Here is a 22,464-nt window from a genome sequence, read left to right as displayed (position 1 = left end):
TGCTGTTCGCAGCGACTGTCTGGATCGGGATGATCGACCTCGATGGGATCGATTGCATGAACCATCGCAGAGTTCCCTCGAACACGTCAACGTGGTTAACACGGACGACACGTGTTTCAACGAAAGTTAACGTCGGCCCTCGTGAATCACGAGTTCACGACAGGCGCACACGACGCGCGCTCGACCAATCGGGCGCCGATCCGGTACGTGCGGCCGTCCGGCTTCGACGGCTCGCTCATCTGCTGGAACAGGAGATCCATCGCGACGTTGGCGAGCTGTGAGGCACCGTTGTCGACGACGGTCACGGCCGGGTGCCACAACGAGAGCCACGGCATGTCCTCATGGCAGATCAGCGACAGGTCGCTGGGCACCGACACGCCTCGTCCGACGAGTGTCGGCAGAATCCCAAACACGGCCTCGTGGTTCGCCGCGTAGAGCGCGGTCATGCCGGACGGCTCGTCGAGCAGCGAATCGACCGCTGCGACACCGAATTCCGTGGTGAACGGCCCTTTCCGGACCAGCGACGGGTCGACCTCGATGCCGTGGTCCGCCAGTGCCGAGCGGTAGCCCTCGAACCGCTCCCGGCCGGAGGTGGCGTCCTCGAGACCGCCGATGTAGCCGATGCGTCGGTGACCCAGGTCGAGGAGATGCGCCGTCGCATCGCGCGCGCCGTCCAGGTCGTCGGCAAGGACGGTGGGTGCGGCGCTCCCACGGACAGACCTGATCACGTTCACCACAGCCCGGCCCTGGGCCAGCAGAGCATTGGATTCGACTGCGCTGCGACCACTCCCGATGACGATGGTCCCATCGACTCCGTGGTCTCCGAGCATCGCGAGCACGTCTCGCTCGCGGGCCGGGTCCGCATCGGTGATGCACAGCAGAACCTGAAAGCCGTTGTCCGAGCACCTCTTGTGGACGACTTCGGCCACGGTGTGGAACGTCGCATTGAGGAGGTTGTTCATCACGAGACCGACCAGATGCGACTTGTTGGAGCGCAGCGCACTCGCGGCCCTGTTGGGCCGGTACCCCAGCGTTCGGGCCGCCTCCTCGACGGTCCGTCGGGTATCGGCCGAGATCAGCGTCGACCCGCTCAAGGCCCGGGAAGCCGTGCTGCGCGAGACTCCTGCGGCAGCAGCCACGTCAGCCAGAGTGACCGTCATCGACCCTCACCTCCCCTCGTCGCCGATCGTGCACAGACTCTCCCACGCCGAGCCTCGCTCGTTACAAGTGCGTTTCCGGCTTGACGATGTGTCTTCACCGACGGCAGTCTATGCAATCGATCCCACCGATTCGACCCAGTCCGGCTTCCACGCCGCACGAAAGGTATTCATGAACCGCGATGACGTCGCCTGGTCCGGCTACTGGCCCGCAGCACCCACCCCGTTCACCGCCGGCGGCGCAGTCGACACGGATGCCCTGGCCTCTCTCATGAACCTGTACGCCGACCACGAGGTGGACGGCGTTCTCGTCAACGGCAGCACCGGCGAGTGGTTCAGCCAGAGTGACGCCGAGCGGCGCACCGTCGCCGATGTCGCCATTGACGCGGTCCGCGGACGCTTCCCCGTCGTCATCGGCGTCAGCGCCTACACCGCACGCAACTCCGCAGCACTCGCGCGGCATGCCGAGTCGTCAGGCGCCGACGGCGTGCTGGCCACACCTCCGCCCTACGTTCATCCGTCGAAGGACGAACTGCTCGCCTTCTACCGATCCGTCAGCACCGCAACGGCATTGCCGTTCATGGTCTACAACTGGCCGCGTGGAGTCGCTGTCGACATGGGCACTCTGCCCGGGCTGTTCACCGAGCTCGCAGCCCTCGACAACGTGGTGGCCGTCAAGGACAGCACCGGCAATTGGCTCTCCATGCTCGACACCGTCGAAGCGGTGGCGGGCACGGTCCGAGTCTTCGGCAGCTTCCTTCACCACCGCGGACTCGCAGCGTTGCTGGATCTGGGTGGCGACGGGAACATCGACGGCGGCGGAGTGGGCGCACCCTTCGCCGTGCCGTTCTACCGTGCCGTCGCTGCGCGCGACGCGGTCGCCGCGCGGTCCTGGGCCGACAGGTACCGCGCGCTGTCCGGACGTCTGATCAACCCCGACTACAGCGGCGTCTACGCCTCTCCAATTCCCCAGCTCAAGGCCGTCATGAACTTGCTCGAACAGCCCGGCGGCAGCGTGCGCGAACCGCTGTTGCCCGTGACGGACCCGACGACGCTGGACCACCTGGCGCGGATCGTCGAGGACTCGGGAATCGCCGAGGCATCCCGGACAGCAGGAGTGGGCAGTGCAGTCTGACGTCGACGTGGTCGTCGTCGGAGCCGGCATCGTCGGCGCTGCGACGGCCCTGGCACTGACGAGGTCCGGCGCTCGCGTCGTCGTGCTCGACCGGTCCGCACCCAACACCGGTGGCTCCGGGACAACCGCGGGCAACCTCCACATCCAAACGATTCACACTCGACGTCCCGGCCAGGGTGCGGCCGTGGATGTCCGACGACTCCTCCCGCTGCAGCACCGCACCAGCTCGCTGTGGAACGACCTTGCCGACAGCGTTCCCGGTCTCGGCCTCAACCGCTGCGGTGGATACATGGTCGCCGAGACGGACGAGCAGGTACAGGCACTCGAGACCAAACACGACTGGGAACGCATAGCGGGAATTCCCACCGAGGTGCTGACCGGATCCGAGGCACGCCGGTTGTTGCCGGCTCTGGGACCCAGCATTCAAGCGGCGACCTGGTGTCCCCTCGACGGATTCGCGGAGCCTGACCTCGCGGGGCCCGCAACACTACGTCAGGCCGAGGCCGAGGGTGCCGTCCTGCGGTCGCACTCTCCCGTCACGGGTGTGGAACGAATCGGCGACCTGTGGACGGTGACGACTCCCGACTCCACGTGGGTCGCACCCACCGTGATCGACGTCGCCGGTCCGTGGATGGCCGGTATCGCGTCGATGGCCGGCATCTCGTTGGACCTTCGGCCGACGTCACTGCAGATGCACGCACTCGCCGCACCCCCGCACACCCTCGACGTCCTCGTGCAGCACGTCGGTGAGGGCATGTCGATCAAGCAGGACAGGCGGGGTCGCCTCGTGCTCGGCGGTGGGTGGCCGGCCGGCACGTTCCACGACACCGACGCTGCGTCGTCCCTGCCCGAGAGCACCACCGGAAATCTCGCACAGGTCGAGCGACTGCTCCCCTCCCTCGCGGCGCTCCCCCTCGTCGACACGTGGACCGGCCCGGTACTGACGACGCCCGACGAGATGCCGGTCATCGGTGCCGTCGACGGCGCACCGGGGTTCTACGTCGCCGGCGGCACCTATTCGTTCACATTCGCGCCGCTCTGGGCGCAACTGCTCACCTCGATGGTGCACGGACGAGTGCCGGACATCGACGTCAGCGAATTCTCACCGGCTCGACTCACCTCGTTCGCGGAACACGGAAGGTAGGCACCCATGGCACTGGTCACGATGTTCGTCAACGGACAGGCGATGTCCGGAGGAACGCTCAACGACGCCCTTCACCGAGCGCGACTGCTCGGCCCGGCGGTCACCGCACCGAAGTACCAGTTCTTTTCCGTGCGAGACGAATTCCCCGGACTGCACCCCGTGGCCTCCGGCGGTCACGCCGTACCCGGTGAGCTGTACGAGGTGGAGTACGACGTTCTCCGAGAAGAACTCCTTCCTCGCGAACCCGAGGAGCTGGAACTCGGCGTCATCGAGCTCGCCGACGGGGGTGGATCCCTCTCGATGCGCATGCGATGTGAGGCGCTCGACCGCTCGGATGTCACCGACATCAGTGAGCTCGGCGGGTGGCTCGCATACCGGGCGACGCTGCGATGAAGGTGATCAGAGGAGGAACCCTCGTCGAGTCGAACTGGCACGGGCCTGCCGATCTTCTCATCGACGACGGCACGATCATGGCCGTTCTTGCTCCCGGCGCCGACGTGGACCCAGCAGCGGAGGTCGTCGACGCCACCGGAAAGTTGGTCATGCCCGGCGGCGTCGACCCGCACTGCCACGTCGGCTTCACGTCGGGCGAGTTCACGTCGCTCGACTCGTACCGCGAGTGCACGACGGCGGCTGTGTTCGGCGGCACCACGACGATCGTCGATTTCGCGATCCCGCGGCCCGGTCAGTCCCCGCTCGATGCCGCGGAGCAGCAGCGGCAGAAGGCGACCGACGGCCTGTGCGACTCGGCCCTGCACGCGTGCGTCGTCGACTGGGACGACACGACCGCGGACCAGCTGGCCACGATGGCGCAGGACGGCATCCGCACTGTGAAGATGTTCACGACATACGCCGGCGAGACCATGGCGAACGAGCACACCATCCTCAAGACCATGCAGACCACTCGCGATCTGGGCGGAATGGTCATCATCCATTGCGAGTCGGACGCCATCGTCACGGATTCGCAGACGACGGCGGCCGCCACCGCGGGCATCGACGCGGCCCACATGTCGATGACGCGACCCGAGATCGCCGAGACGGCAGCCGTCGCCGCCATTTTGGCGATCGCGGAGTCTCAGGACGCGCCCGTCTACTTCGTGCACCAGTCCTCGGCGGCGGCAGTCGAGCTGGTGGCGGATGCGCGCACCCGAGGACTCGTCGCCTTCACGGAGTCGGTGGCGCACCACCTGATTCTGGACGACAGCGCTTACGGCGGCGAGAACCCCGAACGGTTCGTGTGCTGCCCACCGCTCAGGTCGGCAGACGCAGTCGAGGAACTGGGGCAGCACCTGTTCACAGGCCACATCACCACCATCGGATCCGACCACTGCTGCTACGACACGGCGCAGAAGGAGGTCCACAGCCACGATGTCCGCCACATGCCCAACGGGCTACCGGGAGTGGAGACCAGGCTGCCGGTCATCTTCTCGCGCTACGTGCGCGACTCGAACCTGACCGCCAGCAGGTTCGTCGAGCTCTCGTCGACGAATCCCGCCAAGACCAACGGGCTCTTCCCCCGCAAGGGAACGCTGATGCCCGGCGCCGACGCGGACATCGCACTGTGGGACCCGGACGTCGAATGGACCGTCGACGTCGATGCTCTCCACATGGCCACCGACTACACGCCGTATCAGGACATGACGCTTCGAGGGAAGCCCGTCACCGTGCTCGTCGGAGGAACCATCGTCGTCCAGGACGGGGAGCTGGTCGACGGGACGCCGAGGGGTCGGCACCTGCAGGCTGCCCCGCTCGACTTCGAGGGCGGGCGGCGGACGCAGGTCTGACTTCCCGGTCTCGATGTCCCCGGCGCAGTGGGGTGAGGAAGCAAGACGCCGGGGAATGCGCCAGACTTCCACCGTGTCGACGACCGACAAAGCACGCGTCCCCCGTTCCGGCATCGTCGGCGGCACGTTCGCCTTGCTCGGCGCCCTCTACTTCGCGCAGGGGTTGCCCTTCGGCTTCTTCACCCAGGCACTGCCCGTGGTGTTGCGGCGGTCCGGCTACTCCCTGGTCGCGATCAGCGCGAGCGGAGTGCTGTTCGCGCCATGGGCACTGAAATTCCTCTGGGCGCCCTATGTCGACAGGTACGGAAGTCGACGACGGTGGCTCCTCTCCCTCCAACTCGGCGCGGCGGCAGTGGCGTTGATCCTGGCCTGCCTCGACCTCACCTCCGGCCTGCAATGGCTGTTCGTCGGCATCGCGGTGGTGAACGTTCTGTCCGCGACGCAGGACGTCGTCACCGATGGGCTCGCCGTCCGGCTACTCGACGCACGCCACCGAGGTGTGGGCAACGGAATCCAACTCGGGGCGTACCGCATCGGAATGATCGTCGGCGGCGGCGTTCTGCTCTGGCTGTTCTCGTTCGCGGGATGGCGAGCCCTGTTCGTCGCGATGGCCGTGTTGATCGTCGCGTCCACGATCCCGGTCCTCCTGCTCCGCACCCAACTCGACAGGGCGGATGTGCGGCCGGTGGAGTCGACGACCGCCGTCCGCCTCGCAGGGACCTGGTGGGTTCGACTGCGCCGACCGGGTGTCCTAGCGTTCATCGGCCTGATCGCCGCCTACAAGTTCGGCAACTCGATGGGGTCGGCGCTCGTCGGTCCGTTCCTCTCCGACCTCGGGCTCTCCCTCGGACAGATCGCGCTCCTCGAAGGCGGAGTCGCCTCGGGCTCCGCGCTCGCCGGTGCTGCACTGGGCGCGTGGTACGCCACGCGCTTCGGCAGACGGCGTGCGTTGCTCGTCGCCGGCATCACGCAAACCCTGGCGCTCGGCTTCTATGTTGCCGCGGCACTCGACATCGGCGGGATTGCGCTCGTGGTGACCGCCAGCGTCAGCGAGCACGTCTTCGGCGGCGCCGCGACCGTCGTACTCTTCGCCCTCATGATGGACGCCTCCGAACGCGTCTACGCCGGAACCGATTACACCCTTCTCGCGTGCGCCGTCGTCTTCTCCCAGGGCATCGCCGGACTCGCTGCGGGCGTGGTGGGCCAGGCCATCGGCTACGCCGCGATGTTCGGGACAGGACTCGTCCTGTCCGGGCTGGGGTGCGCGCTCCTGCTCTGGGCGCTGAAGAGGGGCATCGGACCGGTGCAGTTGGGCGAGTCGGGCGTCGTGGCCCCCGATCAGACCCGACCTCGGCAGCCGTAGTGTCGAACCATGGCGGTGCGCGCGGGTGTGGTGGTCACGGGTAGCGAAGTTCTGGCCGGGCGGGTCAGCGACCGCAACGGTCCCTGGGTGGCTCGGCAACTCCTGCAGATGGGAGTCGACGTCGCCCACCTGACAGTCTGCGGTGATCGGCCGGCCGACCTGACGGCACAGGTCCAGTTCCTCGCCGACCAGCACGTCGACCTCATCATCACGACCGGCGGCCTCGGCCCGACCGCGGACGACCTCACCGTCGAGACCGTCGCCGCGCTGTACGGCCGCGAGATGCACCTTGACGTCGAACTCGAAGGCCGCATTACCGCGATCGTCGAACGGTGGCGCAGCCGGCTTGGCAGCGTCGCCGACTCCGAGCCACTGCGAGCCGGCGTACGCAAGCAGGCGATGGTTCCCGCCGGAGCACAGTCCATTTCGCCGACGGGCACGGCACCGGGCGTGGCAATGGCCGACGATTCGAGGACCCTCCCCACGATCCTGATCCTTCCGGGACCGCCTTCCGAACTGCAGTCGATGTGGCCGGAAGCGATTGAAAGCGCACCCGTCGCCGCAGTGCTCGCGCGGAGGACGCCGGTCACCGAGGACACCATCCGGGCCTACGGACTGTCGGAGGCCGACCTCGCTGCGACCTTGCGCACCGCAGAGAGCTCGATTGCCGGGTTCGGCGATCTAGCGATCACGACCTGCCTGTCGCGCGGTGAACTCGAGATGGTCACCCGCTACGAGGATTCCGCGGCCGCCGCCTACTCCGACGTACTCGCACTCATCGAAGAACATCATGGCGCGCAGCTCTTCTCGACCGACGGATCCACCATCGACGACATCGTGGCGACTCGATCCGGTGGCCGCCGCATCGCGACGGCGGAATCATGCACCGGCGGCATGATCGCCGCACGGCTCACCGATCGGGCCGGCTCGTCGGCCTACGTGGTCGGCGGTGTGGTGTCGTACGCGAACGAGGTCAAGATCGGCTCACTCGACGTCCCTGCGGCCATGATCGAGGAGCACGGCGCCGTCAGTGAACCCGTCGCCGCTCGCATGGCCGAAGGAGCGCTGCACCGCGTCGGTGCCGACGTCGCCGTCTCGACCAGCGGTGTCGCGGGACCGGGCGGCGGTACGGAGAGCAAGCCCGTCGGCACCGTGTGCTTCGGCATCGCTGTTGCGGGCCGACCGACCGTCACGCGGACGTTGCGGCTACCCGGTGACCGCGCGAGTGTCCGGGCGCTCTCGGTCACCGTCGCGATGCACATGCTCGCGGACGCACTCGGCGACGCCTGAGCGTTGGATGGACACCACCCCTGCACTCCCCCGCTGGCAGTTCGCATCAGATGATCTCCTCACGCGATACGTCGTGGTCACCGACGAGGACATGCGCGGCTGGTCCATCCACACCCACCACGTAGACGGCACATCTGACACGGCGCCGTTCACCCGACACCCTGCCGTTGTCGACGACACCGGTCGAGTGTTCTTTCGCGACGACGGGCCGACGCAGGTGGGGGCCGCCGTCATCGATGCCGCAGCTTTGCTGATCAGTCTCGAAACGTCGACGGGCGTGCTGCTCGAGGTCGACCAGTGGGATGCGATGACCGCGTGGCTCGTCGAGTCGATGCAGGACGAACCCGCCGGGCTCGTCATCGATCTCGGACCCAACACCGACATCCCCGACGACGAGATCGACGACATCGAGCTCATCACGGCGCAGTTGCACCGCCTCGACGACGGGGTGGTGATGGTGCGCCGGTCGCGCCGCATCCTGCACACGCTCCGGTTCGCGGACCATTCGGTGCAGGGACTGGTTCTCGACAGATGGCACCACGACGGGCATTTCGACGACTGCACCGACGGGTACCTGTTCAGCCGCGATCTCGCGCTCGCGGCCGGGGCATGCGTTGCCTGGGTGCGCGACGCTGGTGGCGTGGAGGCCGCCGATCGGCTCGGGTGTTCGTTCGACTTCGCAGACGAGCTACCTCGACAGGCATGATGCCCTGCGGTCGACGCCTATCCATCTCTGCGCGCAGTCGAGGACCTGACGCTGACCGCGAGTCATCCACGTCCTGTGATGCGCAGTCCCCGCCACCCAGCCGCAGCGGACGCCAGGGCCCCGGCTGCTCCCCCGATCACCGGATAACTCCACCAGGGAACCGGAAGCGCGTTCCACCATCCAGAGCCGGCGTGGTCGAGCGTCAGGGTGGTCGAGTAGCTCCTCGTCATCTCGACACCGCGCAACGGCACGTAGGCGCCGTCGTAGATCACCTCACTCTGATCACGATAAAGCGCGAACCCCTCGACACCCAGGAATATCAAGCCGATCACGACGCCCGCAAGGGCGCCCCACAGAACGAGAATGCGCACGCAGCACCCTAACCGGCGTCACGCCGTGCGCGGCTTCTCTACGCCGCAGCGGTCGTACCTCGACGGTAGGAACGGCCTGAGTCAGCCCATGTGAACCGGGGTGTCGCCGGCCGGCAGGTCCGTCTTGCGGGCACGAACCAACACCAGCACGATCGGCGTGATCAGGATGACCATGATCGCCGCTGCCGCGAACGCGTGCGCGTATCCGGAGACCTCCGCGGAGAACATGTAGTCGATGGTGGAGTTGATGAAATTGCGGATCGGTTCCGGCAGGGCAGCGAGCTCGGAATCGGACGGCAGGGTCTGCGACGCCAGGGCCTCCGGGGGCACTCCGGCGGGCGTCACGGGCGCGATGTTCGACGACAGGTAGGACGACTTGGCGGACGTGTAGATCGTGGTGAAGACGGCGGTTCCCAAGGCGCCACCGATCTGCAGGGCCGCGTTGACGAGTGCGCTAGCAGCGCCGGCGTCGTGATCAGCGACCCCGATGAGGGCCACGTTCTGCATCGGCACCATGAGCAGACCCAGCCCGAGCCCGAGGAGCATCACTCCGGGAAGCACGTGCGTCCAGTACGAGGTGTCGACGCCGATCTGCGTGAGGAGGACCAGACCGACGGCCGAGATGACGGGCCCGGCAGCCATCAGCGGCTTCGGTCCCACGCGAGGCATCAATGCGGACGCTGCGGCAGCGGTGATCATGATGCCGCCGGTCATGGGGAGGGAGGCGACTCCGGCCACGACGGGGCTGAATCCGAGCACGATCTGGAAGTAGAAGGTCAGGTACAAGGTGCCGCCGAGAAGGGCGGCGCCGATGATGGCCGAACCGAGGTAGGCGGACCCACGGTCTCGATCCAGCAGGACGCCAAGCGGCAGAAGCGGATTGGCCGAGCGGGACTCGACGACGACGAACGCGGCCAGTAGAACGATGCCCAGCGCGATGAAGCTGAGAGTTGAGACGTTGGACCAGCCGTCTTCAGCCTCGGTGAACCCGTAAACCAGTGAGCCGAGCCCGAGGGCGACCAGGATCGCGCCGGGAACGTCGTACCGCGTGTCGCCCTCAGCCTTGCTCTCCTTGACCAACGGGATGGCGGCGGCGGCCGCGAAGATCGCGACGGGAACATTGACCAGCAGGCACCAGCGCCAGTTGGCGTACTCTGTGAGCACGCCGCCGAGCAGCAGGCCTACGGCAGCGCCACCACCGGCGATGGCACCGAAGACACCGAACGCCTTGGCTCGTTCCTTCTCGTCGGTGAACGTGGTGGTCAGGATGGCCAGCGCAGCGGGGGCGAGCAGGGCGGCGAAGACGCCCTGGCCGGCACGGGCGATGAAGAGCTGGTAGCCCTCCTGCGCCAGGCCACCGATGGCCGAGGCGATCGCGAATCCCGCCATGCCGACAAGGAAGGACCGCTTGCGGCCCCAGTAGTCAGCGATGCGGCCACCGAGCAACAGCAACGCACCGAACGCGAGCGCGTAGGCGGTGATGACCCACGCGCGGCTGCTGTCGCTGATGCCCAGGTCTTCCTGCGCCTGCGGCAGAGCGATGTTGACGATGGTCGCGTCCAGCACGATCGTCAGCTGAGTGATGGCGACGATGCACAGCACGAGCCAACGACGCTCGTAGTTCGGATTGGCGTCGTTCTCTGACGACACGATGTCGGGCGTGCTGGTCACGGGCGTGCCTCGGTCCTGGGAAAGGTAAGCGGTGGAATGTCTGTTCGACGATTCGAAAATGTACCGTCGCGGTCCGACACGGTCAAACGAACTAGTTGGTTGGCGTAGGATTCGGCCTGTGAAGTCGGACACCCCCATCTCCCCCGCCGCCCCTGACACGCGTGAACGAATCCTCGATGCCGCACGCCGCGAGTTCGCCGAGCACGGCCTCGCCGGCGCTCGCGTCGACCGGATCGCACTGGCGTCTCGCTCCAGCAAAGAGCGCCTGTACGCGTACTACGGCGACAAGGAGCGGCTGTTCGGCGCGGTACTGGACCTTGGTTTCCGGCGGTTCGTCGAGTCCGTGCACTTCACCCCACGCGATCTACCCGGGTACTCCATGGATGCCTTCACCCGCCTCGCGAGTGAGAAGGACGAGCACCGGATGCTGCTCTGGGCGCAGTTGCAGGGCCATCTCCCCGCGAGCGAACACGCCGAGGTGATGAGTGAGCGTGTTCGCGAGGTCGAGCAGGCTCAGCGCGACGGATACGTCGACTCCCATTGGAGTGCAGCCGATCTGATGACGTTGATTTTCGGTGTGCTGTTCAGCTGGTTCACCACACCGGACCTCGACCAGCGAGCCCATCGGCGGTGGGACGACGACGAGATCGCGCGGCATCGTCTCGTCGTCGGCGAGGCGGTCAGGCGATTGGCCGAGCCGCGGGTAGAACGGTGATCACCCCGATCGAAGGAGCCCCGTGACCGTGTCCGAGGAACGCCGCCTGATAGCTATTGCCGCAGTGGCCGGCGTCGCTCAAAACGCCATCGCGATCCCCTACGTCCGAGAGCACGGCACTCGCTCGGTGGCAGACTTCTTCGTCGGCAAGATCTATTCGACGGTGCCCGGAAAGTTCGCGATGGTCGATCTGATTCTCGTCGTCGTCGCGTTCCACGCGTGGGCGCTGCCCGAGTCGGGTCGACTCGGGATCCGCCGATGGTGGTGAGCAACGCTATTCATGACCTTCACCGTGGGGATAGGCACCGCGATCCCCTTCTTCCTCGCTGCACGGGCTCGGGCGTTGCGACTGGCGACCTGACGGGGTTCCCGCGCAGGTAGCCGTGCCCCGCTGCACAGCATTCCGCGTAGAAACTTGTTCTCGACAGACGACACCAACGACGCGCGTATCGACGACTGCACCGACGGGTGCCTGATGATCGCCTCGACCGCCCTTGCCGCGGGGTTGCCGCTGTACATAACCAACCCCGACGACTACATCCGACTGGGCAAGCTGCTGCAGGTTGTCCCCGTCGCGCGCCCGCGACTCCGCACGAGAGCAGGCAGTGACGGGTGGTCGACTCCTTGCTGCACAACCACGTTCACCCCATCGCCACGAGATCCCGGTACCTCTCCACCATCATCCCGATCACCTGATCCCCATCTGCCGCCCAGATCGCCGCGTTGAAGATCTCCACCTCCACGTCACCGCGGTAGCCGGCCTCTTCGACCCACCGCCCGATGGTGGCGAAGTCGATCACCCCGTCGCCCATCATCCCGCGGGACAGGAGGGGGTCGGCTTCCATCGGCACCAACCAGTCGCATACCTGGTACGAGCTAATGCGTCCTCGCTCCCCCGCCGTCTTGATCTGCGCCTCGAGGTCGGGGTCCCACCACACATGGAACGTGTCGACGACAACGCCCACCGCCTCCACCGGATGCGGCTGCGCCATGGCCAGTGCCTGACCCAGCGTCGAGATCACCGCTCGATCGGCAACGAACATCGGGTGCAACGGCTCCAACGCGATCCGCACACCTAGCTCCAACGCGTAGGGCACCAACGCGGCGAGCCGCTCGGACACCCGTGCCCGCGCACCGATGAGGTCGCGATCCGGGATCCCGCCCATCACCATCACAAGCTCGGGAGCCCCGAGCTCGGCCGCCTCGTCGAGTGCGCGACGGTTGTCGTCGAGCCCGTCGTCGTCGATGGCCGTGAGAAATCCACCGCGGCAGAGGGTCGACACCCGCAGTCCGGCATCGGAGATCATCTTCGCCGACTTCGTGACCCCGGCTTCCTGCACGCGGTCACGCCACGGCCCGATAGCACCGAGTCCCGCCCGCGCAGCACCCTCGACGGCCTCCTTCAAGGTCCAGTTGTTCACCGTCTTAGTGTTGAGAGACAGGCGCTCGAGACTCATGCCGACACCCCGTTCAGCTCCAGGTACACGCCCATCCGGTGCACGGCCAAGGCCGGGTCTGCCAGCAGCCCAGCACGATCCGCCAAGACGAACAACTGCGTCAGATGCTCCACACTGCGGCCCGACGCCAACCCGCCGACCATCGAGAAGCCGGGTTGCTTCCCGTTCAACCACGACAGGAACGCGATGCCCGTCTTGTAGTAGTAGGTGGGTGCCGCGAAGATGTGTCGGCCCAGTTCCTGCGTCGACCGCAGGATCTCCTCTGCCCGAGCCGTGTTGCCATGATCGAGCTCCTGCAACGCCGTGGACGCCGCGGGGTAGATACCGGCGAAGATACCGAGCAGCGCATCGGAGTGGTGCTCACCGTCGCCCATGATGAGCTCCGGGTAGTTGAAGTCGTCCCCCGTGTACAGACGCACTCCGTCGGGCAGGGCTGCGCGCAGGGCGATCTCGTGCTGAGCGTCCAGCAGCGACACCTTCACACCGTCGACCTTCGCAGCGTGTGCGTCGATCAGTCCACGGAACGTTGCGGTCGCCTCGTCCGCGGACGCGCTCCCCCAATAGCCCTCGAGCGCAGGGTCGAACATCGTTCCGAGCCAGTGCAACACGACGGGCTCGTCGACTTCGTCGAGCAGCGTCGAGTAGACGGACAGGTAGTCGTCGGGTGACGACGCCACCCGCGCCAGCGCACGCGAGGCCATGATGATGACCTTCGCGCCCGACTCCCGCACTACGGCGATCTGCTCGCGGTAGGCGTCAAGGACACGGGCGAGACCCTCCCGACCCGACGGCAGCGTCGTCAGGTCGAGCTGGTCCGTCCCGGCCCCGCAGGCAAGCAGGCCGCCGACCCGTGCGGCCTCGGCTCCCGATCGTCGGATCAACTCCGCGGTCGCGGCCCAGTCGAGGCCCATGCCGCGCTGCGCGGTGTCCATCGCATCGGCGACACCGAGGCCGTAGGACCACAGCTCGTGCCGATAGGCGAGGGTGGCGTCCCAGTCGATGTCGGCCGGTGCGCCCGGCGTGTTGTCGCCCGTCGCACGCGGAATGACATGTGCCGCTGCGTAGGCGATGCGCGAGGCGATTGGGGAGGTGGGCTTCGTCCACTCACCGGGCTCCCCCAGCTGATACGCGCCGTGGCCCGGCAGCGCGATAGTCAGGCGCGAGTCGACGGCGGTCACAGCGAGATCTCCGGCACGTCGAGGCGGCGACCCTCGGCGGAACTACGCAGGCCGAGTTCGGCCAGCTGGACACCGCGCGCGGCGGACAACAGGCCGTAGCGGTGGGGGCGCTCGGCGATCACGTCGCGCAGGAACTCCTCCCACTGCAGCTTGAAACCGTTGTCCAGATCGGCGTTGGCCGGGACGTCGAGCCACTGGTCGCGGAAGGGTTCGGTGACGGGCAGGTCGGGGTTCCACACCGGCTTGGGGGTGTGCGAGCGGTGCTGGGCGACGCAGTTGCGCAGACCCGCCACCGCGGAGCCGTGGGTGCCGTCCACCTGGAACTCGACCAGTTCGTCGCGGAACACCCGCACGGCCCACGACGAGTTGATCTGCGCAACAACACCGTTCTGCATCTCGAAGATGCCGTACGCGGCGTCGTCGGCGGTGGCGGCGTACTCGTTGCCCTGCTCGTCCCACCGCGTCGGGATGTGGGTGGTGGCCTTGGCGGTGACGGTCTCGACCTTGCCGAGGATGCCCTCGAGCACGTAATTCCAGTGACAGAACATATCGACGACGATGCCGCCGCCGTCCTCGGCGCGGTAGTTCCAGCTGGGCCGCTGCGCGGGCTGGCCGTCGCCCTCGAAGACCCAGTAGCCGAACTCGCCACGCAGGGAGAGGATGCGTCCGAAGAAGCCCTCGTCGACTAGTCGCTTCAGCTTCACCAGTCCGGGCAGGTAGAGCTTGTCGTGGACGACGCCGGCCGTGACGCCCGCGTTCTGTCCGATGCGCGCCAGTTCGATGGCCTGCGTCAGCGTCTCGGCCGTCGGCTTCTCGGTGAAGATGTGCTTGCCGGCCTTCATCGCTGACGACAGTGCGTCCGCGCGACGCGAGGTCACCTGGGCGTCGAAGTAGATGTCGATCGACGCATCGTCGATGACCGACTGGGCGTCGGTGGTGTACTCGGCGATGCCGTGCTGAGCGCAAAGTTCCTGCAGCTTCGCCTCGTTGCGACCGACGAGCACCGGCTCGACCTGGACGCGCGAACCGTCCGCGAGGAGCAACCCGCCGGCGTCGCGGATCGGGAGGATGGAGCGCAGAAGATGCTGACGGTAGCCCATGCGACCGGTGACGCCGTTCATGGCGATGCGCAGGGTTCGGGTGGGGTGAGACATCGAATGGCCTTTCTGACTGCTCGGCAGCCAGGTCTGAAGAGTGCACGACCGAGGGAGTCGAGGCGCGCGAGGGCCTCGGGAGACGGTGCGGCGGAAAGTCCTGCACGCGTCGAGGGGCAAGTCAGCTTCGGAATGCGCTTTCCAAGCTATGCTGTCGAAGTCGATCGGTCAACAGGCACCGGCAGACCGCAACGATTTCGTGGGGGTGGCGAGCATGGCGGCAGTGCGATTGCGTGACGTGGCAGCAGCGGCCGGCGTCTCCCAGGCCACGGCATCACGGGTACTCAACGGATCGTCGCGGGTACCCGGCGAGGGCGTCGCCGACCGAGTCCGCGCTGCCGCAGCCGATCTCGGCTACATCGCGAATGCCCAGGCCCAGGCTTTGGCGCGTTCGTCGACGGGGCTGATCGGCCTCGTCGTGCACGACGTCGCCGACCCGTACTTCTCCTCCATCGTCCGCGGCGTGCAGAACGAGGCACGCGACGCCGGCAAACTCGTGCTGCTCGCAAGCACCGAGCGCGACTTCGCCATCGAGCGGCAGTCGGTGAGCACGTTCATCTCCCACCGTGCCGACGCCATCATCCTGGCCGGATCGCGGCAGAGCGGCGACCTCGATCGCGCCCTGGAACGCGAGTTCGAAGCGTATCGGGACAACGGTGGACGCGTCGTCGTCATCGGCCAGCCCATGCCGTTCGGAGCGGCCGTCGAACCCGAGAACCATTCTGCATCAGCCGCATTGGCCGAAGCACTGTACGAGCACGGCCACCGGCGGTTCGCGATCATCGGCGGCCCGGGCAACATCCGCACGTCTGCAGACCGTCGCAACGGATTCGTCGAAGCGCTGTGCTGCCACGGCATCACCCCGGAGATCGAGGTGGCCGGCGACTTCTCCCGCGACGGTGGATACAGCGCAGCCCGACGCCTCGCGGCAGCCTTGGAACTCACGCCCGGACACGGCACTCCCCCGTGCGTCTTCGCCGTCACCGACGTCATGGCCATCGGAGCCATCGCCGCGTTGCGTGAGCTGGGCCTGAGCGTTCCTGCCGACGTCTGCGTCGCGGGTTTCGACGACATTCCCACCCTGCGAGACCATGTCCCGAGCTTGTCGACGGTCGCGCTGTCTCTCGTCGACATCGGCGAGCGTGCCGTCCAGCTAGCGCTCGACCCATCGGACCGCGCCCTCGACGCGCACGAGTACGCGCCGGGAACGGTCGTCCTGCGCGCGAGCAGCGCCCTGAGCAGGTAGTTGTCCGTTTTCCTTGACACTGTGGGCGCGATCACATTAGATTCGGCCGCAGCTTCGGAAAGCGCATTCCAGCGGGAGTAGTCGGACCCGCACCACTACTAGCCTTAGGACTCCTCATGGCGGTAACAACGTCGGTCGAGGCCCCACTCGCTGCACCGTCGGCACCGCATCCCGCGCCGACGCGTCGTCGACGGTTTCCCTCGTTCCGCAACACCTGGTCCGGCTTGTGGCGGCCCCTTGCTCTCGTGGCTGCGCTCGTCGTCGCGTGGTGGGCGGTCACGACCACCGAACTGGTTGCGCCCTACATCCTTCCGTCCCCCGGTGACACCTGGTCGACGATGGTGGACAACGCGTCCTACCTCGCCGGCCACACCTGGGTGACCACCTACGAGACCATCGCGGGCTTCGTCATCGCCGGCCTGGTCGGCATCGCCGTCGCAGTGGTGATGATCTACTCATCGTCGATCGAGAAGACGATGTACCCGCTGATCCTCTTCGCTCAGGTCATCCCGAAGATCGCCATCGCGCCACTGTTCGTCGTGTGGCTCGGTTTCGGCGCCAGCCCCAAGATTCTGGTCGCTGTCCTCATGGCCTTCTTCCCCATCGTCATCGCCGGCATGGCTGGCCTGCGGTCCGTCGACCCGGAGATCCTCGAACTGACGTCCACGATGGGTGCGAGCAAGTGGAAGACGTTCTGCAAGGTGCGCTTTCCCGCCTCTCTCCCGCAGCTCATGTCCGGCCTCAAGATCGCGGCGACGCTCGCGGTGACAGGTGCGGTGGTCGGTGAGTTCGTCGGCGCCAACGAAGGACTCGGCTACGTGATCCTCCAGGCGAACGGAAACATCGACACCGCAATGCTGTTCGCCGCCCTCATCATCATGTCTCTGCTCGGCATCCTGCTGTTTCTCGTCATCGAGATCGCCGAGAAGTTCCTCATCCCCTGGCACGCATCGCGCCGCTCCACTGCGTCCGTCGGCGCAGTGTGACCCCGCTGCCTCACCCTCCACCTCCTCGAAAGAAGACTTCCATGAAGCTCAAGACTGCCCTCGTGGCTGCGGTAGCCGCGTCGCTCGCTCTCGCCGGATGTGGCGGCGGCGGTGGCGGTGCGGAGAAGGCTCCCGGCGCCGACGGCGAGACCACCGCGACGTCGCTGATGCTCAACTGGTACCCCTACGGCGAGCACGCACCGTTCTACTACGGCGTGCAGGAAGGGATCTTCGCCAAGCACGGCATCGACCTCACCATCACCGCCGGCCAGGGCTCGACCAAGACCGCGCAGGCCGCAGGCTCCAACCAGACCGACTTCGGCTGGGCCGACTCCGCCGCCGTCATGTCGAACATCGACAAGGGCGTGAAGGTGAAGAGCCTGGGCGTATTCCTACAGACGACGCCGTCGGCCGTCCAGGTCTACGCGGACGGTCCCATCCAGACCACCGCGGACCTCGCCGGCAAGACCATCGCGGTCTCCGCCGGTGACGCACCCACCACGACGTTCCCGATCTTCCTCGACCGCGCCGGCGTCCCCGAGGACCAGGTGCAGCAGCAGAGCCTCGACTCCGCGGGCAAGATCGCCGCGATGCTGTCCGGTCAGGTCGACGGCCTCATCGGCTTCGCACACGACCAGGGACCCAACATCGCGAACAAGTCGGGCCGCGAGATGCGCTACCTCCGCTACTCCGACGAGGGCCTGAACTTCTTCAGCAACGGCCTGATCGCCAACACCTCCACCATCGAGAGCTCCCCGGAACTGGTGCAGGCCATGGTCGACGCCACCACCGAGTCCTTCGAGGCCGCCATCGCCAACCCCGAAGAAGCCGTGAAGGCCATGGTGGGCAAGGACCCGCAGACCCCGCCGGAGTCGGTGCTGCTGCAGCAGTGGCAGGAGACCATCCCGCTGCTCACCACCGCCAACACCGAGGGCCAGGCACCGGGCGTCAACGCCGAGGAGGACTGGACCAACACCATCTCCATCCTCGGTGACGCCGGGCTGACGGAGGTCGGGGCCGAGCCGTCGAAGTACTGGGACTCCTCCTTCACCTCCAGCAAGGAATGAGCGACGACATGAGCGCCATCACCCACGAACGGCCCACCACCGTCACCGACACCGCCGTCTCGGTCGACAACCTCACCGTCCAGTTCTCCTCCAAGCGTGGCGACGTCACCGCGTTGTCCGACGTCGACCTCAAGGTCGGTAAGGGCGAGTTCGTCTCCATCGCCGGCCCGTCGGGTTGCGGCAAGTCCACATTGCTCAAGGTGGTCGCCGGTCTGACCGGCGCCTCCCGCGGCTCTGTCGAACTCGCCGGTCGCGAAGTGAAGGGACCGCAGCGCAATATCGGCTACGTCTTCCAGCGCGCCGCGTTGCTGGAATGGCGCACGGTCCGCAAGAACATCCTGCTCCAGGGCGAGATGCGCGGCATGAACAAGAAGGCCGCCGCGGCGAAGGCCGACCAACTGATCGAGATGACGGGCCTGACGGGCTTCGAGGGAGCACTCCCCCACGAGCTGTCCGGCGGCATGCAGCAACGCGTCTCCCTGTGCCGGGCTCTGCTGCACGAGCCCGAGGTACTGCTGATGGACGAGCCCTTCGGCGCTCTCGACGCCCTCACCCGCGAGAAGATGAACGTCGAACTCCACCGCATCTGGCGGGAGACCGGGACGACGGTCATGCTGGTCACCCACTCCGTCGCCGAGGCCGTCTACCTCGCCAACCGAGTGGTCGTCATGAGCCCGAGGCCGGGACGGATAGTGGACATCCTCGACGTGGACCTGCCGGCGCACCGGGAGTACAGCGCGACAATGGAGGAGCCGGAGTTCATCTCCGTGGCCAACACGGTGAGGGACCTGTTGGGGGCTACGACGGGGGCGGACTGAAACAGGCCGCCAGAAGGCCCGATGACAGGATCATCGGGCCTACTGACGTAGAGCCAGCGCATCGGACACAGGCGGCCCCGCCGAGGATGCAACGTCCTCCGTGATGCGATCCTTGGACGAGAGCCCCCCTATATCGCTAGCCCCCGATGAACGATGACGTGATAGTTGGCACGCCTGCGACGCGCTAGCTAGGTCCCGTTCGAGGACCCAATGGTCGGATACTGTCGATCCGCGGCCCGACGGACTTCCGCTGCACTTGGCAGCCCAGGATATGCCCCCACCCGCACGTTTATTCGTGCTGCCTTGGGGACTTCAACGTGACACTGCTACGGACTACTGCCGCCCGCATCTTAAGTGACGCGGATTCCGACTCACTCATCGAAAAGCTGCTCGAACAGATGCTGTTCGCGACCGGGCGCCGCGCAAGTGCGGCAGAACAACGATCGTGGGGGCGAAGTCTGCCCGTCTTGGCGCGCGATCTAGTCGGGGCGGGTCTCGGTGAGGTCGACATGCTCGTCGAGTACCACTTGCCTCTGACGTCGCAGCGTGCCGATGTCGTCCTTGCCGGTGTGCATCCGCAGTCAGGGCACCCGTCCTACGTGGTTGTCGAGTTGAAGCAATGGTCGTCCGCTCACAAGTACGAGGGTTCTCACGACCTATTCGAAGTGCCCGGAATGCCGGGTGGACCGAAGCTCCATCCCGCCGCCCAGGTACGGAATTATTGCGAGTACTTGGCAGACTTCGCCAAAGCGATCGAGCATCAGCCCGACGCGCTCGCTGGAATGGCCTACCTCCATAATGCTAGCGATCCGTCCAGCGTGAGCGACCTCCGTGCCTACCCCGTGTCCATGACCAGTCGGCTTTTCACCGCGGCTGACCATGCCGAAATGGTCGCATTTCTTCGCTCCCGGCTCTCTCCATCGATTCGAAGTGGAGCAGCCGCAGACACCCTGATGCGCACTGCGGTAGCACCGTCGCAACAACTACTCAAAGTTGCGGCAAACGAGGTCCGCGACAGACCACAATTCCATCTCCTCGGGAACCAGCAGCTTGCCGTCGACCTGGTGCTGCATAGCGTCGAACAAGCCCGGGCGGGTGACACCAAGAAAGTCGTTGTTGTCAGCGGAGGCCCCGGTAGCGGCAAAAGCGTAATCGCGCTCTCACTTCTTGGCGAACTCGCACGCCGCGGACGGACCGTCCTTCACGCCACAGGCTCAAGATCGTTTACGCAGACACTCCGCAAAGTGGCGGGACATCGCGCCCCGCGGGTGCAGAAAATGTTCAAGTACTTCAATCAATTCATGACCGCTGAGCGGAACAGTCTCGACGTGCTGATTCTCGACGAAGCACACCGCATCCGCGAAACTTCAGTCGACCGGTACACCAGAGCAGAACTCCGTTCGGAACGTCCCCAGATCGACGAATTGATAGCGGCAGCCCGCGTTCCGGTCTTCCTTCTCGACGAGAACCAGATTGTGCGCCCAGGGGAGATGGGATCTCTCGAACAGATCGAGCGCCATGTCGCTGGACTCGGATTCGAGGTACAGCACGTACAACTCGACGAACAATTTCGATGCGGCGGTAGCGAGAGGTATGTTCTCTGGGTCAAACGACTGCTCGGACTCGACGAGGGCGGGCCGATCAAGTGGGTACCCGACCCTCAGTTCGATGTGCGCGTTGCGGACAGCCCAGAAGAGATGGAAGACCTGCTGCGCCGCCGGCTTGAGGACGGCTACGGGGCAAGAATGACAGCGGGTTATTGCTGGCCCTGGAGCAACGCACGGGCGGACGGAACCCTCGTAGATGATGTGGAGATCGCAAGCTGGTCGCGTCCCTGGAATAGCAAAAGTGATCGTCGAATCGGAGACATACCACCAGCGCCATTGTGGGCAACCGAAGACGGCGGTTTCGAGCAGGTGGGGTGCGTCTACACTGCGCAGGGCTTCGAATACGACTGGAATGGGGTCATACTTGGCCAGGATCTCGTGTGGAGAGACGGCGCCTTCCGTACTAATCGCGACGCAAACCGTGATCCAGATTTCAAGAACCGGACTAGAATTACAGATGCCCGCTTCGACCTACTGGTGAGAAACGTCTACAAGGTCTTGATGACGCGTGGAATGGTGGGCACGATTATCTACTCGACAGACGAGGAGACCAGACGCATGCTGCGCGACATCGTCGGCGAGGCGAGAAAGCCAGCGGCTGGAATTGAGTGATCGAGCGCACCTCATGCTGAGAACAGTGCAGAATGCACCAGCCCGTTAGCTACCCTCGTCGGTACACGGATAGATAAAGATTTGTATTGATGCGTGAAACTGGCCGGTCGCGGGGTGAGTAGACCCCAGCGCAAAATCGGCTAGGGCTTCCAAAGCGCCTCGATGCTGTAGTAGCACACCTTCCGCAAGAACATCCTGCTCCAAGGTGAGATGCGCGGGATGAACAAGAAAGCTGCCGCGGCGAAGGCCGACCATCTGATCGAGATGACCGGCCTGACGGGCATCGAGGGCGCACTCCCCCACGAGCTGTCCGGCGGCATACAGCAACGCGTCTCCCTGTGCCGGGCGCTACTGCACGGGCCCGAGGTGCTGCTGATGGACAAGCCCTTCGGCGCCCTCGACGCCCTCACCCGCGAAAAGATGAACGTCGAACTGCACCGCATCTGGAAAGAGACCGGAACGACGGTCATGCTGGACACCCACTCCGTCGCCGAGGCCGTCTACCTCGCCAACCGCGTGGTGGGCATGAGCCCCAGGCCGGAGTTCATCAGCGTGGTCAACACGGTCAGGGATATGCGCGGGGTTCCGAGGGGGGACGGATTGAGATCTAGTCGTTGGAGGACATCCCATACTCGCGCTGCCTGGTTAGGAGCGGACCGAAGGAACGCGCTTGTATGCTATACCGCACGTGTCAGGCTGCTTTGTACGAGAATCGGCGTTGATCTGAGGAGGCTGTTGCGACCACGACCCGTTCTCTTTGTGATCCACCTTTATCTGTCTACGGCTGTGGCACCGTCAGTCGTTGTCTCGACAAGTGCTCGTTGTTCGACGTGGTACCACCTGTCCGCAGCGCGAGGCCAACGACTTCTGAGCCCCGACAGGGCTCGTCGCTCGTCTTCGTGCAGCCGCGTTCTCAGCTCGTCGCTTGCAACAGACTGATCGATGACCTGCGCCTCGACTGAACGAATCCGCTGCGCAATCTCGCCGCCGAATCCTGTCGCGT

Annotated in this window: 21 protein-coding genes; 15 read left to right on the top strand and 6 right to left on the bottom strand. The window is 65.9% G+C overall.

Annotated features, from left to right (window positions below; translation table 11 throughout):
- Positions 1–146: 146 nt before the first annotated feature.
- Positions 147–1,160 (bottom strand): LacI family DNA-binding transcriptional regulator, encoded by a 1,014-nt coding sequence (locus BR07_RS0107185; protein WP_027504850.1) that lies wholly within the window; start codon positions 1,158–1,160, stop codon positions 147–149.
- 169 nt (positions 1,161–1,329) lie between these two features.
- Here BR07_RS0107185 and BR07_RS0107180 point away from each other — a divergent pair, with 169 nt between their 5' ends.
- Genes BR07_RS0107180 through BR07_RS27845 form a run of 7 tightly spaced genes read left to right on the top strand, consistent with a single transcriptional unit; the run spans position 1,330 to position 8,579 of the window.
- Positions 1,330–2,292, top strand: a complete 963-nt coding sequence (locus tag BR07_RS0107180) for a dihydrodipicolinate synthase family protein (protein WP_027504849.1) — start codon at positions 1,330–1,332, stop codon at positions 2,290–2,292.
- The gene (locus BR07_RS0107175; protein ID WP_231476232.1) at positions 2,282–3,436 is read left to right on the top strand and encodes an NAD(P)/FAD-dependent oxidoreductase; all 1,155 of its coding nucleotides are present in this window, start codon (positions 2,282–2,284) and stop codon (positions 3,434–3,436) included. Before BR07_RS0107180 ends, BR07_RS0107175 begins: the two co-directional genes overlap by 11 nt.
- Before the next feature lie 6 nt (positions 3,437–3,442).
- A complete protein-coding gene (locus tag BR07_RS0107170; protein ID WP_027504847.1) occupies positions 3,443–3,829 on the top strand; it encodes an allophanate hydrolase-related protein in 387 nt (128 codons plus the stop codon).
- Complete coding sequence (gene hydA, locus BR07_RS0107165) at positions 3,826–5,220, top strand: dihydropyrimidinase (RefSeq protein ID WP_027504846.1); 1,395 nt, start codon at positions 3,826–3,828, stop codon at positions 5,218–5,220. Before BR07_RS0107170 ends, hydA begins: the two co-directional genes overlap by 4 nt.
- Before the next feature lie 55 nt (positions 5,221–5,275).
- On the top strand, positions 5,276–6,583 hold the full coding sequence (locus tag BR07_RS0107160; RefSeq protein WP_081821142.1) for an MFS transporter: 1,308 nt from the start codon (positions 5,276–5,278) through the stop codon (positions 6,581–6,583).
- A 9-nt stretch (positions 6,584–6,592) separates the two neighbouring features.
- Entirely contained in the window at positions 6,593–7,873 is a 1,281-nt protein-coding gene (locus BR07_RS0107155; RefSeq protein ID WP_027504844.1) for a competence/damage-inducible protein A, read from the top strand.
- Between the two features lie 7 nt (positions 7,874–7,880).
- Entirely contained in the window at positions 7,881–8,579 is a 699-nt protein-coding gene (locus BR07_RS27845; RefSeq protein WP_331280445.1) for a hypothetical protein, read from the top strand.
- 62 nt (positions 8,580–8,641) lie between these two features.
- Here BR07_RS27845 and BR07_RS0107145 read toward each other — a convergent pair whose 3' ends face one another.
- Both BR07_RS0107145 and BR07_RS0107140 read right to left on the bottom strand, forming a co-directional pair.
- Positions 8,642–8,950 carry a hypothetical protein gene (locus BR07_RS0107145; RefSeq protein WP_027504842.1) on the bottom strand — a complete coding sequence of 103 codons (309 nt, stop codon included), beginning with the start codon at positions 8,948–8,950 and terminating at the stop codon, positions 8,642–8,644.
- An 81-nt stretch (positions 8,951–9,031) separates the two neighbouring features.
- Entirely contained in the window at positions 9,032–10,621 is a 1,590-nt protein-coding gene (locus tag BR07_RS0107140; RefSeq protein WP_027504841.1) for an MFS transporter, read from the bottom strand.
- A gap of 118 nt (positions 10,622–10,739) precedes the next feature.
- Here BR07_RS0107140 and BR07_RS0107135 point away from each other — a divergent pair, with 118 nt between their 5' ends.
- Both BR07_RS0107135 and BR07_RS23705 read left to right on the top strand, forming a co-directional pair.
- Positions 10,740–11,336: a TetR family transcriptional regulator gene (locus tag BR07_RS0107135; protein WP_051613136.1), complete on the top strand. Its 597-nt coding sequence runs from the start codon at positions 10,740–10,742 to the stop codon at positions 11,334–11,336.
- 22 nt (positions 11,337–11,358) lie between these two features.
- Positions 11,359–11,604, top strand: coding sequence for a DUF2834 domain-containing protein (locus BR07_RS23705; protein ID WP_331280444.1), 246 nt, complete (start codon positions 11,359–11,361; stop codon positions 11,602–11,604).
- Positions 11,605–11,977: 373 nt separating this feature from the next.
- Here the strand turns inward: BR07_RS23705 and BR07_RS0107125 are convergent, their stop codons facing one another.
- The 3 genes from BR07_RS0107125 to BR07_RS0107115 are packed head-to-tail and all read right to left on the bottom strand — an operon-like array spanning position 11,978 to position 15,125.
- Entirely contained in the window at positions 11,978–12,793 is an 816-nt protein-coding gene (locus BR07_RS0107125) for a sugar phosphate isomerase/epimerase family protein (protein WP_027504839.1), read from the bottom strand.
- Positions 12,790–13,971, bottom strand: coding sequence for a dihydrodipicolinate synthase family protein (locus tag BR07_RS0107120; protein WP_027504838.1), 1,182 nt, complete (start codon positions 13,969–13,971; stop codon positions 12,790–12,792). The genes BR07_RS0107125 and BR07_RS0107120 overlap by 4 nt, the downstream gene beginning before the upstream one ends.
- Positions 13,968–15,125 carry a Gfo/Idh/MocA family protein gene (locus tag BR07_RS0107115; protein ID WP_027504837.1) on the bottom strand — a complete coding sequence of 386 codons (1,158 nt, stop codon included), beginning with the start codon at positions 15,123–15,125 and terminating at the stop codon, positions 13,968–13,970. The genes BR07_RS0107120 and BR07_RS0107115 overlap by 4 nt, the downstream gene beginning before the upstream one ends.
- Before the next feature lie 214 nt (positions 15,126–15,339).
- On the opposite strand from BR07_RS0107115, the gene BR07_RS0107110 reads away from it, so the two are divergent.
- The 6 genes from BR07_RS0107110 (at position 15,340) to BR07_RS26540 (ending at position 22,400) form a co-directional block, all read left to right on the top strand.
- Positions 15,340–16,371 (top strand): LacI family DNA-binding transcriptional regulator, encoded by a 1,032-nt coding sequence (locus BR07_RS0107110; RefSeq protein ID WP_027504836.1) that lies wholly within the window; start codon positions 15,340–15,342, stop codon positions 16,369–16,371.
- A gap of 116 nt (positions 16,372–16,487) precedes the next feature.
- Complete coding sequence (locus tag BR07_RS0107105) at positions 16,488–17,357, top strand: ABC transporter permease (RefSeq protein WP_027504835.1); 870 nt, start codon at positions 16,488–16,490, stop codon at positions 17,355–17,357.
- Between the two features lie 41 nt (positions 17,358–17,398).
- A complete protein-coding gene (locus tag BR07_RS0107100; RefSeq protein ID WP_027504834.1) occupies positions 17,399–18,424 on the top strand; it encodes an ABC transporter substrate-binding protein in 1,026 nt (341 codons plus the stop codon).
- 8 nt (positions 18,425–18,432) lie between these two features.
- A complete protein-coding gene (locus tag BR07_RS0107095; protein ID WP_027504833.1) occupies positions 18,433–19,242 on the top strand; it encodes an ABC transporter ATP-binding protein in 810 nt (269 codons plus the stop codon).
- Between the two features lie 317 nt (positions 19,243–19,559).
- Entirely contained in the window at positions 19,560–21,461 is a 1,902-nt protein-coding gene (locus BR07_RS23700) for a DUF2075 domain-containing protein (RefSeq protein WP_037184834.1), read from the top strand.
- A gap of 219 nt (positions 21,462–21,680) precedes the next feature.
- Positions 21,681–22,400 carry an ATP-binding cassette domain-containing protein gene (locus BR07_RS26540; RefSeq protein WP_231476231.1) on the top strand — a complete coding sequence of 240 codons (720 nt, stop codon included), beginning with the start codon at positions 21,681–21,683 and terminating at the stop codon, positions 22,398–22,400.
- Positions 22,401–22,464 lie beyond the last annotated feature (64 nt).

Origin of the sequence: Rhodococcus sp. UNC23MFCrub1.1, assembly GCF_000686025.1 — a bacterium.
Taxonomy (GTDB): Bacteria; Actinomycetota; Actinomycetes; order Mycobacteriales; family Mycobacteriaceae; genus Rhodococcoides.
This window is presented reverse-complemented; position numbering and strand designations above follow the sequence as displayed.

What these genes read in the sequence shown, in the direction of transcription:
- BR07_RS0107185 (WP_027504850.1), bottom strand. Translation starts at nt 1,160, where the DNA reads ATGACGGTCACTCTGGCTGACGTGGCTGCTGCCGCAGGAGTCTCGCGC.
- BR07_RS0107180 (WP_027504849.1), top strand. Translation starts at nt 1,330, where the DNA reads ATGAACCGCGATGACGTCGCCTGGTCCGGCTACTGGCCCGCAGCACCC.
- BR07_RS0107170 (WP_027504847.1), top strand. Translation starts at nt 3,443, where the DNA reads ATGGCACTGGTCACGATGTTCGTCAACGGACAGGCGATGTCCGGAGGA.
- hydA (WP_027504846.1), top strand. Translation starts at nt 3,826, where the DNA reads ATGAAGGTGATCAGAGGAGGAACCCTCGTCGAGTCGAACTGGCACGGG.
- BR07_RS0107160 (WP_081821142.1), top strand. Translation starts at nt 5,276, where the DNA reads ATGCGCCAGACTTCCACCGTGTCGACGACCGACAAAGCACGCGTCCCC.
- BR07_RS0107155 (WP_027504844.1), top strand. Translation starts at nt 6,593, where the DNA reads ATGGCGGTGCGCGCGGGTGTGGTGGTCACGGGTAGCGAAGTTCTGGCC.
- BR07_RS27845 (WP_331280445.1), top strand. Translation starts at nt 7,881, where the DNA reads ATGGACACCACCCCTGCACTCCCCCGCTGGCAGTTCGCATCAGATGAT.
- BR07_RS0107125 (WP_027504839.1), bottom strand. Translation starts at nt 12,793, where the DNA reads ATGAGTCTCGAGCGCCTGTCTCTCAACACTAAGACGGTGAACAACTGG.
- BR07_RS0107115 (WP_027504837.1), bottom strand. Translation starts at nt 15,125, where the DNA reads ATGTCTCACCCCACCCGAACCCTGCGCATCGCCATGAACGGCGTCACC.
- BR07_RS0107110 (WP_027504836.1), top strand. Translation starts at nt 15,340, where the DNA reads ATGGCGGCAGTGCGATTGCGTGACGTGGCAGCAGCGGCCGGCGTCTCC.
- BR07_RS0107105 (WP_027504835.1), top strand. Translation starts at nt 16,488, where the DNA reads ATGGCGGTAACAACGTCGGTCGAGGCCCCACTCGCTGCACCGTCGGCA.
- BR07_RS0107100 (WP_027504834.1), top strand. Translation starts at nt 17,399, where the DNA reads ATGAAGCTCAAGACTGCCCTCGTGGCTGCGGTAGCCGCGTCGCTCGCT.
- BR07_RS0107095 (WP_027504833.1), top strand. Translation starts at nt 18,433, where the DNA reads ATGAGCGCCATCACCCACGAACGGCCCACCACCGTCACCGACACCGCC.
- BR07_RS26540 (WP_231476231.1), top strand. Translation starts at nt 21,681, where the DNA reads ATGAACAAGAAAGCTGCCGCGGCGAAGGCCGACCATCTGATCGAGATG.